Origin of the sequence: Microbacterium kunmingense, assembly GCF_023155745.1 — a bacterium.
In the GTDB taxonomy this organism is placed as follows: domain Bacteria; phylum Actinomycetota; class Actinomycetes; order Actinomycetales; family Microbacteriaceae; genus Microbacterium; species Microbacterium kunmingense.
In genome coordinates, this window is the sequence record NZ_JAKNUS010000012.1 from 64,912 (window position 1) to 78,330 (window position 13,419).

A 13,419-nucleotide genomic window follows, 5' to 3' on the forward strand; every position below is an offset into this window, starting at 1 on the left:
CGCCGTGTTCACCGCCGGGTCGTTCGACCGTGTCGTCGAGCCGCGCTCGGAGAACCGGCTCCCGCTCGGCGACGGCACCTGGTACCAGCTCGCCACCGGCTACGTGCGGGTGCAGCTGATCACCACCGGGTTCTTCTTCCTGCTCGTGCTCGCCGCCGGCCTCGTCGCGGTGTTCGTGTTCGACTTCCGCTGGCTCATGATCCCGGCGGGGATCGTGCTCGTCATCCTCGCCGCCGTGCTCGCCGTGACACCCCGCCAGGCCCGGTCGTACGGCTATCAGCTGCGTCGAGACGATCTGGTGTTCCGCCGCGGCATCCTGTGGCAGCGGATCGTCGCCGTGCCCTACGGGCGCATGCAGCTCGTCGACATCACCCACGGCCCGCTCGACCGCGGGTTCGGCATCGCCCAGCTGAAGATCGTCACCGCGGCGGCGGTGACGGGCGTGACCCTTCCGGGGCTCACGCAGGAGGCTGCCGAGCAACTCCGCGACACCCTCATCGACGTCGCCGAGACCCGTCGGACAGGACTGTGACCAGCGCTCCCGCGCCGACCCGTTCGCCGCTCAGCGACGGAGACTGGCACCGCCTGCACCCGCTCACCCCGCTCCTTCGGGGTGGGCTGACGCTCGTCGTCATCGCCGGCATCCTCATCGCCAACTTCCGCGACCGCCTGATCCAGGGGGTCGTGCCGATCTTCGTCCCCGAGGTAGACCCCGGCGACTTCGAGACCGGCGATCCGCTCGACTTCATCTTCGAACGCGGTCTGCTCCTCGTCGCCCTCGGCGCCGTGATCATCGTGGTCCTCGTGCTCGTCGGGACCTTCTACCTGTCGTGGCGGTTCCACACCTTCCGCATCACCGGCGACGACGTCGAGGTGCGAAGCGGCGTGCTGTTCCGCACCCAGCGGCGCGCGCCACTGGACCGCGTGCAGGGGGTCAACCTCACACGGCCGATGATCGCCCGGCTGATGGGCATGGCCAAGCTCGAGGTCGTCGGGGCCGGCACCGACGGCAACGTCAAGCTCGAGTACCTCTCGACCGCCAACGCCGAAGAGGTGCGCGCCGACATCCTGCGGCTCGCGTCGGGCAGGCGCCTGGCCGAGGCTCGTCAGGCGGCAGCCGCGGCGGCGGGCGGACGCGGGGTGGCAGGCGCGGCGTCGACCTTCGCCGCGGGTCTGAACGAGATGATCGAGGGCGCCGAAGACCCCGTCGACGAGCCGGATTCCGTCGTGAACATCCCGGTCGGACGCCTCATCGCCTCCCACCTCCTCGACGGATCGCTGCTGTTCTTCCTCGTCCTCGTTGGCGCGATCATCGTCGCCTCGGTGCTGGGAACCCCGTGGCTGCTTCTTTCGGCCATCCCCGCGCTCCTCGGTTTCGGCGCGTACTGGGTCCGCACGATCACGCGATCGCTGCGCTACTCGATAGCGCCGACCTCGAGCGGGGTGCGCATCACCTTCGGCCTGTTCACCACCGTGACCGAGACGCTGCCCCCGGGGCGCATCCACGCGCTGGAGATCAGCCAGCCGATCCTGTGGCGACCCGCCGGGTGGTGGGCGATCACCGTCAACCGGCTGTCGGGGCGCGGGCTGGAGGCCGCGGGGTCGGACCAGTTCGCCACCGTCCTGCCCGTGGGGACCCGCGCCGACGTCGAGCGCGTGCTCCAGCTGATGCTGCCCCACCTTCCCCGCGAGGAGTGGCCGCTCGTTTTCCAGCACGGCGTCCTCGGCCCCGAGGGGGATGACCCGTACGTGACCACCCCGCGCCGGGCGGCGTGGCTGCGACCCACCAGCTGGCGGCGCAACGGCGCCTTCGTCACCCCGGACGCGCTGTTCGTGCGCCGAGGCTTCATCTGGCGCAAGCTCGCGCTCTTCCCGCTTGCGCGCATGCAGAGCCTCGCGATCGCGCAGGGGCCGGTCGATCGCGCGCTGCGCGTGGCGAACCTCCAGGTGCACACCGTGATCGGGCGCGTGAGCGGCTCGCTCGGCATCATCGATCGGGATGACGCGGTGTCGCTGTTCGACCGCACGGAGGCCGCCGCCATCGTCGCGGCCGCGAGTGATCGCAGTCACCGCTGGGCCGGGGAGGAGCCCCTCGGTGTCGCCGCGCCGGGGACTGTCGCCGTGCCGGGGACGGATGCCGCGCCGACGTCGGACGCGTCCGCGCCCGCGGGGCCGAGCGAGGAGGCGCGTCGCACGGAGGTGTCACCGTGAGGCGCGACGGCCGGCTCGGTGTCGGGATCATCGGCGCAGGCCGGGTGGGTCCGGTGATGGGCGCGGCGCTCCGCGGCGCGGGGCACGCGATCGTCGGGATCACCGCCGGCTCCGACCGCGACCGCCTCGACGCGGTGCTCCCCGACGTGCCGGTGCTCGACCCCGTCGACGTCGTCGCGGGGAGTGATCTCGTCGTGATCGCCGTCCCCCGCGCCGAGCTCCCTGGGCTCGTCGCGGGTCTCGCCACGGTCGAGGCCTGGCGGCCCGGTCAGCTGGTGCTGCACACCGACGCCTCCCACGGCATCGATGTACTCCAGCCGGCGACGGCGCGAGGCGCCATCCCGCTGGCCATCCACCCCGCGATCGCCTTCACGGGGTCATCCATCGATCTGCGGCAGCTGACGCACGCCTACGCGGCCGTGACCGCGCCCGCGCCGGTGCTGCCGATCGCGCAGGCGCTCGCGGTCGAGCTCGGCTGCGAGCCGGTCGAGGTGGCCGAGGAGCAGCGGCCGATCTACGCCGAGGCGATCTCCACCGCGACGGAGTTCTCGCGCTCGATCATCGCCCAGGCGGCCGACCTGCTCACCCGCGCCGGGGTCGAGGATCCCGGCCGATACCTGTCGAGCCTCGTGCACACCACGATCGACCACGCCCTGACCCGCGCCGACGCCTGATCCCTCCGCGCGAGGGTGCACTCCCTCGGCGCGAAGGTGCACCCCTGCGCGTGTCAGCCGCGGAGGGCGGAGAGCTCGGCGAACTCCTCGTCGGTCAGTTCGATGACGCCACCCTGCATGTTGTCCTCCAGATGGGCGACGCTCGAGGTCCCCGGGATGGGGAGCATGACCGGCGAGCGCTTGAGCAGCCAGGCGAGGGCGATCTGCGCGGGCGTCGCCTCCTTGCGCGCGGCGATGTCGGTCAGCGGCGAGTCGGCGCCGGTCAGGCCGCCGGTCGCGAGCGGGAACCACGGGATGAAGCCGATTCCCTGCTCCTCCGACCAGTCGAGCAGGTCCTCGGCGTCTCGGGTCTGCAGGTTGTAGAGGTTCTGCACGGTGACGATCTCGGCGATCTCCTGCGCCTGCTTCACCTCGTCGATCGTGACTTCCGACAGACCGATGTGGCGGATCTTGCCCTCGTCCTGCAGCGCCTTCAGCTCGCCGACCTGGTCTTCGAGGGGCACCTTCGGGTCGATGCGGTGCAGCTGGAAGAGATCGATGCGCTCGAGCCCGAGCCGGCGGAGGCTCATCTCGGCGCCCTGGCGCAGGAACTCCGGGCGTCCGAGCGGCGGCCAGACGTTCGGGGCCGTGCGCGTCAGGCCCGACTTCGTCGCGATGACCACGTCGTCGGCGTACGGATGCAGCGCCTCCTTGAGGAGCTCCTCGGCGACGTAGGGACCGTACGACTCGGCGGTGTCGAAGAAGTTCACGCCGAGTTCGACCGCTCGGCGGAGGACTCGGATCGCCTCGTCATGGTCCTTCGGCGGGCCCCAGACGCCCGGCCCGGTGAGCTGCATGGTTCCGTAGCCCAGGCGATTGACCTCGAGGTCGCCGCCGATGCGGAAGGTTCCGGACGACTGTGCAGGCTGCGTGATGTTCGTCATGAAGGAGTGAAGCGCGTCGCGGCGCCCGAGCATTCCCGGGCGCCGCGACGCGGGATCAGTCCTCGTCCCAGGGGAGCTTCACCAGCGGCAGCACGTACACCCGTCCCGCGATCGCGGTCGGATGCTGTGTCATGAGGGCGGCGACGTCGTCGATCGACTCGGCCGAGATGATGTCGTACCCGGCGAACCACTCGGTGAACTCGGGGAACGGGCCGTCGGTGATGAGGGCTCGACCCTCGCGCACCACCACGGATTTCGCCTGATCGGCCGGTGCGGTCGGGGCGCCGCTCTGCAGCATCCCCTTCTTCTCGCCCTCGGCGAGCCAGCCCTCCAGCATGCGCTGGTCCTCGTCCCTCGGGATGTCGGTACCGGTGGGGTCGGTCATGTGGATGACCAGGTATCTGTTGCTCATCTGCTCCTCTTCCGTATGGTCACGCGGGGCCCAAACAGGCCTCTTCGAACAAGCGACGATCGGAGACCGCCCGATCCGACATCTCGTCGCACATTCAGTGCGACGAATTGTGCGCGAGGTTCCTCCGTCGCGCCGCGAGCAGTTCGGCCATCTCGGGAGACGGGGCGAGCGAGATCGCGCGGTCGTACGCCCGCAGCGCCTCGGCGGTCTCCCCTCCCGCAGCGCGCAGGTGGGCGCGGACGGCGTGGAACGCGTAGTGCTCCGCCAGGGTGTCGTCGTGTCTTTCCAGGACCGCGAGGCCCGCTTCGGGTGAATCCGCCTCGGCGACGGCGATGGCGTGGTTCACGCCCACGATCGGGCTCGGGTCGACCCGCTCGAGCATCTCGTAGAGCGTCACGATCTGCGACCAGTCGGTGCTCCCGGCGTCGGGGGCGCGTGCGTGCACGAGGTGGACGGCGGCGAGAAGCTCGAAGCGTCCGAGACGGATGCCGGTGGCCCGGGCGATCCGCTGCCGCTCGGCGATGAGCGCGTCGGCCTCGGAGATCATCGCCCGATCCCATGCGTCGCGGTTCTGCTCGGAGAGGGTGACGAGCGCGCCGTCCGGGGCGAGGCGGGCGGGGATCCGCGCGGCCGAGGCGAGAAGGAGGGCGAGGAGTCCCGTGACGTCGCCGTCGTCGGGAAGGAGGACGTGCAGCTCGCGTGCGAGCCGGACCGCCTCGGTGAGGAGGTCGATCCGCAGTCGGTCGGGGGCTTCTCCAGTCGCGGCGTAGCCGTGCGTGTACATCAGCGAGAGCACGGTGACTACCGCGGCGGCGCGTTCGGGGAGATCGCCCGCCTCGGGCACGCGGAACGGGATGCGCGCCGCGCCGATCTTCGCCTTCCCCCGGGTGATGCGCTGCGCGATCGTCGTGGGCGGCACGAGGAAGAGGTGCGCGATCTCTGCGACGGTGAGGCCGACGACGACCCGGAGGGTCAGGGCGACCCGGGTCTCCACCCCCAGAAGCGGATGACAGCACGCGAAGAGCAGCCGCAGCCGATCATCAGCGACCGCGCCCACCTCTTCGGCGGGTGAGTCGTCGGCGATGAGCAGGGCCTCGCGGTGCTTGTCGTCTCGGCGTGCCTCGCGCCGCAGGCGGTCGATCGCCTTCCGACGCGCGGTCGTGGTGATCCACGCCCCCGGATTGGGCGGCACGCCGTCGGCGGCCCAGCGCTCGACGGCGACGGCGAAGGCGTCCGCCGCGACCTCCTCGGCGAGGTCGAGGTCGCCGAAGCGGCGGGCGAGGCCCCCGACGATCCGTCCCCACTCGGCGCGGTGGATCTCGGCGAGCGCGTCGGCGGCGTCGCGTGGCTCGGGCATGGTGTCCATTGGACACGACGATGCGGCCGCTGTCACGGACCGTGCGGGCGGGGATCGCGCCGCCGATACGATCATCGGATGATCCGCACCCCCGAGGCGCTGCGCAGCCGCCTGGCCGAGGTCCGACGCGACGGCCCGGATGCGAGGGTCGCGCTGGTGTCGACGATCGGCTCGCTGCACGACGGTCACATCGACCTCATCGACACCGCCCGCGAGCGCGCCGACATCGTGGTGGTGTCGACCTTCGTCAATCCGCTGCGGTTCGCCACGACCGCCGACTTCGAGGCCTACCCGCGCACCCCCGACGCTGACCGTCTGCTGCTGGAGTCGCTGGGTGTCGATGTCGTGTTCGCCCCCGGCACCGCGGACCTCCTCCCGAACGGGAGCGTGACGACGAAGATCAGCGCCGGCGACCTGGGCCTCCGGTACGAGGGCCGGTTCCGCCCGTACTACTTCGACGGTCTCCTCACCGTCGAGGCGAAGCTGTTCCACCTGGTGCAGCCCGACGTCGCCGTCTACGGGCTCCGCGACCGGCAGCGGATCTTCCTGGTCGAGCGGATGATCCGCGACCTCTTCTTCGACATCGACGTCGCCACGGTCGAGACGGTACGCGGCGACGACGGCCTGCCGGTGTCCACCCGCGCATCGCTGCTCGAGGACCGCGACCGCCAGGCGGCCGGCAAACTGACGATGGCCCTGGATGCTGCGGCCTCGAACGCCGACCGCGGGGTCGACGCGTGCATCGCGGCGGCCCAGTCGGCGCTCATGGGCGAGCCGCGGATCAACCTCGAGTACCTCACCGTGGTCGACCCCGCGACCTTCCTCCCCGTGGACGAGGGCCATCGCGGGCGGGCGCTCGCACTCATCGCCGCGACCGTCGCGGGGCACCGCTTCATCGACAACACCGAGATCTCGCTGCAGTGACGGCCGCTCCCGCGCCCGCGAGCGCGGACCGCCGACGAGGTGACCTCCCGGCGACCGCCGGCGGATCCCGCCGCTGAGCGCTCGGGCACCCGTCGATACACTTGACGGCGACCCCCGAGGAGCCTTTTCATGACCGATTCGCCCGCGCCCGCTGACCCCGCCGAGCCCAGCGACGAAGAGGTCTTCGAGCAGAAGGCCGTACGCCTGGCCAAGCGCGAGCGTCTCATCGCCGAGCGGACGGATGCCGCGGGCGGCGCCTATCCCGTGGCGGTGCCGGTCACCGACACGATCCCCGCCCTCCGGGCGCGCTTCGGCGACCTCGAGGCGGGGGCGGAGACCGGGGTGACCGCGGGCGTCGCGGGACGGGTGGTCTTCAGCCGGAACACCGGGAAGCTGTGCTTCGCCACTCTGCAGTCGGGCGACGGCAGTCGCATCCAGGCCATGATCTCCCTCGCCTCGGTCGGGGAGGAGTCTCTGCAGCGCTGGAAGGAGCTCGTCGACCTCGGCGACCACGTCTTCGTCTCGGGCGAGGTGATCTCGAGCCGCCGCGGCGAACTGTCGATCATGGCCACGTCGTGGGAGATCGCCGCGAAGGCCGTGCTCCCCCTTCCGAACGTCTACGGCGAGCTGAGCGAGGAGGGTCGGGTGCGCAGCCGCTTCCTCGACCTCATCGTGCGCGACCAGGCGCGCGCGACCGTGCGTGCGCGGGCCGCGGTGAACGCGAGCCTGCGTCAGACGTTCACCGCCCACGACTTCATCGAGGTCGAAACGCCGATGCTGCAGGTGCAGCACGGCGGCGCATCGGCTCGCCCGTTCGTCACGCACTCCAACGCCTTCGACACCGAGCTGTACCTCCGCATCGCGCCCGAGCTGTTCCTCAAGCGCGCGGTGGTCGGCGGGCTCGATCGGGTGTTCGAGATCAACCGCAACTTCCGCAACGAGGGCGCCGACTCCACCCACAGCCCCGAGTTCGCGATGCTCGAGGCCTACCAGGCCTACACCGACTACCACGGCATCGCCGACCTCACCCAGGAGCTCATCCAGAACGCCGCCGTCGCGGTCGCCGGATCGACGACCGTCACGTGGGCCGACGGCACGGTGTACGACCTGGGCGGGCAGTGGGAGCGGCTGTCGATGTACGACTCCCTTTCGGATGCCGCGGGTCGGGCCATCACTCCTGAGACCTCGCTCGACGACCTTCTGGCCTTCGCCGCCGAGGTCGGCGTCGAGGCACCCCCGCACGCGACCCACGGCAAGCTCGTTGAGGAGCTGTGGGAGCACTTCGTCAAGCCCGGCCTCACGCGCCCCACCTTCGTGATGGACTTCCCCGTCGACACCAGCCCGCTGGTGCGCGAGCACCGATCGATTCCGGGCCTGGTGGAGAAGTGGGACCTGTACGTCCGCGGATTCGAGCTGGCCACCGGGTACTCCGAGCTCGTGGACCCGGTCATCCAGCGCGAGCGGTTCGTCGAGCAGGCGAAGCTCGCCGCGCGCGGCGACGTCGAGGCCATGCGGATCGACGAGGAGTTCCTGCGCGCCCTCGAGCACGGCATGCCCCCCACCGGGGGCATGGGCATGGGGATCGACCGGCTCCTCATGGCGATCACCGGGCTCGGCATCCGCGAGACCATCCTCTTCCCGCTCGTCAAGTAAGAGGACCGTTCGCGTCCAGCGGGCGCCACGTGGCGGTCGGCGGGAACGCCCAGGCAGGCAGGTGCCCGCCGCGCACCATCCCCTGGACGATGCCCGTGAGTCCGTGGGCGGGGTCGATCTCGGCCGCCCGATCGGCGAACCACTCGGCGTGCGTCGACCGGCCGAGCGCCCACGACAGCCAACCGCAGACCGCGAGCGGACCGGGTCGGACGGCGCGGGGCGCCGCCGCCGCGATGCGGCGGGCGATCTCCAGTGCCCCCTGCAGCCGCTCAGCCGACGGTTGCGGCCCCTCGCCCCACATGCGTTCGGCGATGTCCGCCGGGTAGGGCTCGCCCGCTTCCCAGCGCAGCTGCGCCGCCATCGCCTCGTCGCCGCGGTCGATGTCGCCGCACCACTGCACGAGCGCGACGTCCCGCGTCGCCGGACGGTCGAGGCACCACAGCAGCAGCGCGGCGTCGAAGGGGTCGAGCATCTCGGGATTCCACTGCAGCGCCTCCTCGAACAGCGCCGGCAGGTCATCGAGCAGGCACACCGCCTCCAGTGCCCGCGGATCCACGCGCGCGCGGGGGCCGGTCGCGTGCGAGCCGAAGCCCTCGATCGCGACGCGGATCGCCTTCAGCGCCGTCCCGACCCTCTCCTTCTCGGCGAAGTCGACAGCGGGCAGTGTCGCGCCCGACCACTGGTCACCCGCTGCGAGGGGGATGTCGGCGAGCGCGGGCGTCGCCACGTCCGCTTCGAGGAGCTCGGGGAGGGGCCGTCCCCCGGGCGGAGTGTCGGAATCGAGGTACGACGCCCACCCGTCGGGCGCATGGCAGAGCATGTCCACCACGCGCAGGCCGCTGGCGTCGGCTCTGTCGCGGATGCCCTGGGCGAGCGCGGTCCACGGCGCCGCGCCGCCGCCGAACAGCTCGTCGGTGAACACCACCACGGCGAGGGCGTCGGCCGCCTCGATGCGGCACACCAGCCCGACATGCGTGGCAGCAGCGGCGTCGAGGTCGGCGACCGCGGGCAGATCGATGCGCATCGCGCCCCGCGTGCGCGTGCCCTCGAACGGCACGAGCACGACGCTGTTCGAGGGCACGTAGCCGAGCATCCGAGGGACGAGGGAGAGGAACTGGGCCGCGGTACCGGCCTTCACGATCGTGGTCATGCCCCGACCCTGGCCGCCCTCGGACGTCCGTGGCGGCCGCGTGCTGCACTCTGTGGTCAACTCGCGGATCCGGCCGGCTGTGCAGGAGAGGTCGCGCCGTCGCATCCGCTCTCTCCCGGGCCGTGCCCAGGGTGGGCCCGCGTATCCTTGGAGGCATGGACGGCTTCTGGATCGCAGCGGCGTGGACTCTTCTTCCCACCGTGGTGGTCAGCGCCCTGTTCTTCTGGATCCTCCGCAGCATCCTGCACGCCGACCGCAATGAGCGGCGCGCCTACACCCGTATCGAGGCGCAGGAGCGCGCAAAGCGCGGCCTTCCCCCCGCGTCGTCGGCTCCCGACGCGCCCCCGGCGCCCGCCGCCGGGCGCTGACGGCGCCGGCCGCTACGCTGGCAGTGGGCGGGCGGGGCGAACGGGGGAGATGTGATCGAGATCACACTGGATGCGTCGTGGTGGCTCATCCTGGTGTTCGTCTTCGACATCATCGTGCGCATCCTCGCCGTCATCTACGTGCCGCGGAACCGTCGCCCGACCGCCGCCATGGCGTGGCTGCTCGCCATCTACTTCATCCCCCTGATCGGGGTGTTCCTCTTCCTGCTGATCGGCAACCCGCGGCTGCCGCGCAAGCGCCGGCGCCAGCAGGACGCCATCAATCAGTACATCCGCGACACCAGCGCCGGGCTCGACTTCGGAACCCTCCGCCCGCACGCCCCGCAGTGGTTCCAGTCGCTGGTGACGATGAACCGCGCCCTCGGCGCGATGCCCCTCGCCGGCGACAACGACGCGCACCTCATCTCCGACTACCAGGAGAGCCTCGACGAGATGGCCGAGGCCATCCGCACCGCCGAGCGGTACGTGCACGTGGAGTTCTACATCCTCCAGACCGACGCATCGACCGAGAAGTTCTTCGCCGCGCTGGAAGAGGTCGCCGCGCGCGGCGTGGTCGTGCGGGTGCTCCTGGATCACTGGGCCAACCGCGGCAAGCCGTTCTACAAGCAGACGCTCCGCCGGCTCGACGCGATGGGGGCGCGCTGGAAGCTCATGCTCCCGGTGCAGCCGCTGAAGGGGAAGTATCAGCGGCCCGACCTCCGCAACCACCGCAAGCTCCTCGTCGTGGACGGCAAGGTCGGCTACATGGGGTCGCAGAACGTCACCGACTCCACGTACAACCTCCGCAAGAACATCAAGCGGGGGCTCCACTGGGTCGACCTGATGGTGCGGCTGCACGGCCCCGTCGTGGCATCCATCAATGCGGTGTTCCTCAGCGACTGGTACAGCGAGACCGACGAGATCCTCACCGATGAGATCGACCTTTTCAAGGTCGAGTCCAGCCACGGCGACCTCGACTGCCAGATCGTGCCGTCGGGCCCGGGGTTCGACTCCGAGAACAACCTGAGGCTCTTCGCGGCGCTGCTGTACTACGCGCAGCGCCGCATCATCATCGTCAGCCCGTACTTCGTGCCCGACGAGGCGCTGCTCCTGGCGATCACGACCGCGTGCCAGCGGGGCCTCGAGGTGGAGCTGTTCGTCTCGGAAGAGGGCGACCAGGCGATGGTGTACCACGCTCAGCGCAGCTACTACGAGGCGCTGCTGCGTGCCGGCGTGAAGATCTGGATGTACCGGAAGCCGTACATCCTGCACTCCAAGTGCATGACGATCGACGATGAGATCGCCGTCATCGGATCGAGCAACATGGACATGCGCTCCTTCGGTCTGAACATGGAGATCTCAATGCTCGTGCGCGGCGAGGAGTTCGTGCGCGAGATGCGCGGCGTCGAGGACAAGTACCGCTCGCTGTCGCGCGAGCTGACGCTCGAGGAGTGGCTGAAGCAGCCGCTGCGCTCGACCGTGATCGACAACATCGCCCGGCTCACGTCGGCGCTGCAGTAGGGCGTTTCAGAAGACGGATGACGCGGGCCGCCGTTCGCGGGATGATGTGGGCATGACCCGACCTCGCCTGCTTCTCGCTTTCGTCGTTCTCGGAGCGGGGGCGGCGGTGCTCTCCGGGTGCGCGACACCCGCGGGCAGTGGGGGCGCGGCGTCGACGGCGCCCTCGGCGTCGGGCTCGGCGTCGGAGTCGGCGTCGCCCGGGGCGTCAGGCGGCGCGGCGGGGACGGACGACGTCGAAGCGGCGTGGCTCGACGGCGGACGCGGCGTGGGACTGGTCACGTACGGGTCGTCGTCGTGTCTGCCGGTGATCGGTGAGCCGACCTACGCCGACGGCGTGCTCACCGTCGACATCAGCGACCCCGAGGGCGAGGCGTGCACGCGCGACCTCGTGCCGCGCGGGTCGTACGTGGGCCTGCCCGAGGGCGTCGACCCGACCCGCGAGCTCGAGATCGTCGTCACCGGCACCTACGCCGACGACACCGACCTCGACGGACTCGAGGGCGAGATCGCCGTGCCCGAGGAGTTCGCGCCGAGCGCGGGGTGGGCCGATGACGACATGATGCTGATCCTCAGCTGGGGGTCCTCGACCTGCCCGCCGGTGCTGGAGTCCGCCGAGGCGGCCGGCGCCGAGGTGCAGGTGCGCTTCGCCGAGCCCGTCGCCGACCAGGTGTGCACCGCCGACATGGCGCCGCGCGTCACCGTCGTCGCGGTCACCGGAGCCGTCGACGACGACGCGGCGGTCACGGCTGTGCTGTCGGGCGGCGAGTTCGCCGACATCCGGCTGCCGGTTCTCGGCACCCCCTGAGGCGCGCGCGCTCGCGCGCGGTCCCGCGCCCTCTCGCGCTCCCGCTCGCCCGCTCGCTCGCGCACGTCGTGCTCTGTCCTCGCCTGTCACACCTTGCGCGCGGCCGCCGCACATTCAGTCAGGCGAATGCGCACTGCGCCCAGCGACCCGCGTTCGCCTGGCTCGAAGTGCGATTGACACGCGCCATTCGCGACCAGCGAGACGGCGAGGCGCATTCATGATCGGCTCCTGCACAGGCGAGGCGGGGGCACAGTTGCCCACAGATGAGGCCTGAGAACGTCGGTGGCGCCGCGCCTTTCGGCAGGGTTTCCGCATGTCACGACCCTTCCTCCCCGCCGAACTCGGACCGCACTTCCGGGTGGGCGACGCGCTCCGTGCCGGCTTGACCCGTGCTCGCCTCCGCCACCCGTCATTCCGGCGGCCATTCCACGGCGTTCGCTCCCTCGACCCCGACGTCAGCTCGTCGTGGTCCACCCCGATCCTCGGTGCGCGAGGCGCCAACGAAGAAGCTCACATCTACCGCGCCCTCGCCTACTCCGCGGTCGCTGCCACAGGCGTCTTCTTCAGTCACGTCACCGCCGCGGTGCTGTGGGGATTGCCGCTTCCGGCGAGCCTCGTGCGGACGGAATCGATCGACGTCTCCGTCTGGGCGCCGGGTCGCGCCCCGCGCGGACGAGGCGTGCGAGGACACCAGGCTCACGAGAAGCTGACGCACGTTCGACGGCACCCGGCGACCGGCCTGCTCGTGACAAGCCCAGCGACCACGTGGGCTGCGTTGGCAGCGGTGCTCCCGGACGTTCGCGATGTCGTCGCCGTCGGCGACGCCGCGGTTCGAAGTTGGAGGGTGACCGCACCCCTCGCTGAACTGCACGAGCTTGCTGCCGCCGCCGAAGCGGGACGGCGAGTCGGAGTGGTGCGTCTGCGGAAGGCCCTTCCGCAGATCAGAACCAGGTCGGCGTCACGCCCCGAGACCCACCTGCGACTCGTCGTGGTCGACGACGGCCTTCCGGAGCCGGAGCTCAACTTCGAGGTCGTCGAAGCCGGGATGTACCTCGCCGCACTCGATCTGGCATACCCCGAGCTCAAGATCGGCCTGGAGTACGAGGGAGAGCACCACCTTCTCGACCCGGAGCAATGGGCCCTCGACATCGCGCGGTACGAGCGGCTCGCCGCGGCCGGCTGGATCATCATTCGCGTGACCAAGAAGCAACTGTTCACCGACCCGGCAGAAGTTGTCGCCCGCGTGCGAAGGGCCTTCGCCACTCGCCTTCCGCGATGAGGCCCCTCGCCTGTCGCAAAGGGTTGGGGCGGGTGCTCATTTGCGTCCGGTGAATCGGAAACACCCGGTTCACCTGTCGCGGATTGTCGCCGGTGGGAGCCGAATGCGACAGGCGAAGCGAGCCGGGCGCGAGACGGGTCGCAGC

Annotated in this window: 13 protein-coding genes; 9 read left to right on the forward strand and 4 right to left on the reverse strand. The window is 70.8% G+C overall.

The annotated features are described in order from the left end of the window. Nucleotides 1–4 precede the first annotated feature (4 nt). Genes MA875_RS15355 through MA875_RS15365 form a run of 3 tightly spaced genes read left to right on the forward strand, consistent with a single transcriptional unit; the run spans nucleotide 5 to nucleotide 2,885 of the window. Nucleotides 5–532 carry a PH domain-containing protein gene (locus tag MA875_RS15355; protein WP_372492595.1) on the forward strand — a complete coding sequence of 176 codons (528 nt, stop codon included), beginning with the start codon at nucleotides 5–7 and terminating at the stop codon, nucleotides 530–532. After that, the gene (locus tag MA875_RS15360; protein WP_248243129.1) at nucleotides 529–2,211 is read left to right on the forward strand and encodes a PH domain-containing protein; all 1,683 of its coding nucleotides are present in this window, start codon (nucleotides 529–531) and stop codon (nucleotides 2,209–2,211) included. The genes MA875_RS15355 and MA875_RS15360 overlap by 4 nt, the downstream gene beginning before the upstream one ends. Next, on the forward strand, nucleotides 2,208–2,885 hold the full coding sequence (locus tag MA875_RS15365; protein ID WP_308221542.1) for a DUF2520 domain-containing protein: 678 nt from the start codon (nucleotides 2,208–2,210) through the stop codon (nucleotides 2,883–2,885). The genes MA875_RS15360 and MA875_RS15365 overlap by 4 nt, the downstream gene beginning before the upstream one ends. A 53-nt stretch (nucleotides 2,886–2,938) precedes the next feature. Here the strand turns inward: MA875_RS15365 and MA875_RS15370 are convergent, their stop codons facing one another. From MA875_RS15370 to MA875_RS15380, 3 genes are all read right to left on the reverse strand, one after another. After that, entirely contained in the window at nucleotides 2,939–3,808 is an 870-nt protein-coding gene (locus MA875_RS15370) for an aldo/keto reductase (protein ID WP_248243130.1), read from the reverse strand. Nucleotides 3,809–3,863: 55 nt separating this feature from the next. Next, nucleotides 3,864–4,220, reverse strand: coding sequence for a YciI family protein (locus MA875_RS15375; protein WP_248243131.1), 357 nt, complete (start codon nucleotides 4,218–4,220; stop codon nucleotides 3,864–3,866). Between the two features lie 94 nt (nucleotides 4,221–4,314). Beyond that, on the reverse strand, nucleotides 4,315–5,577 hold the full coding sequence (locus MA875_RS15380; protein ID WP_248243132.1) for an RNA polymerase sigma factor: 1,263 nt from the start codon (nucleotides 5,575–5,577) through the stop codon (nucleotides 4,315–4,317). Nucleotides 5,578–5,655: 78 nt separating this feature from the next. On the opposite strand from MA875_RS15380, the gene panC reads away from it, so the two are divergent. Beyond that, nucleotides 5,656–6,501 carry a pantoate--beta-alanine ligase gene (gene panC, locus MA875_RS15385; protein WP_248243133.1) on the forward strand — a complete coding sequence of 282 codons (846 nt, stop codon included), beginning with the start codon at nucleotides 5,656–5,658 and terminating at the stop codon, nucleotides 6,499–6,501. A gap of 129 nt (nucleotides 6,502–6,630) precedes the next feature. Further along, nucleotides 6,631–8,154, forward strand: coding sequence for a lysine--tRNA ligase (lysS, locus tag MA875_RS15390; protein ID WP_248243134.1), 1,524 nt, complete (start codon nucleotides 6,631–6,633; stop codon nucleotides 8,152–8,154). Here lysS and MA875_RS15395 read toward each other — a convergent pair. Further along, nucleotides 8,147–9,304, reverse strand: a complete 1,158-nt coding sequence (locus MA875_RS15395) for a DUF4192 family protein (protein ID WP_248243135.1) — start codon at nucleotides 9,302–9,304, stop codon at nucleotides 8,147–8,149. The genes lysS and MA875_RS15395 overlap by 8 nt on opposite strands. Before the next feature lie 155 nt (nucleotides 9,305–9,459). On the opposite strand from MA875_RS15395, the gene MA875_RS15400 reads away from it, so the two are divergent. The 4 genes from MA875_RS15400 (at nucleotide 9,460) to MA875_RS15415 (ending at nucleotide 13,274) form a co-directional block, all read left to right on the forward strand. Then, nucleotides 9,460–9,672 carry a hypothetical protein gene (locus MA875_RS15400; protein ID WP_248243136.1) on the forward strand — a complete coding sequence of 71 codons (213 nt, stop codon included), beginning with the start codon at nucleotides 9,460–9,462 and terminating at the stop codon, nucleotides 9,670–9,672. Nucleotides 9,673–9,723: 51 nt separating this feature from the next. Beyond that, complete coding sequence (gene cls, locus MA875_RS15405; protein ID WP_248243137.1) at nucleotides 9,724–11,190, forward strand: cardiolipin synthase; 1,467 nt, start codon at nucleotides 9,724–9,726, stop codon at nucleotides 11,188–11,190. Nucleotides 11,191–11,242: 52 nt separating this feature from the next. After that, entirely contained in the window at nucleotides 11,243–11,995 is a 753-nt protein-coding gene (locus MA875_RS15410; RefSeq protein ID WP_248243138.1) for a hypothetical protein, read from the forward strand. Nucleotides 11,996–12,308: 313 nt separating this feature from the next. After that, nucleotides 12,309–13,274, forward strand: a complete 966-nt coding sequence (locus MA875_RS15415) for an endonuclease domain-containing protein (protein ID WP_248243139.1) — start codon at nucleotides 12,309–12,311, stop codon at nucleotides 13,272–13,274. The last annotated feature ends 145 nt before the right edge of the window (nucleotides 13,275–13,419 follow it).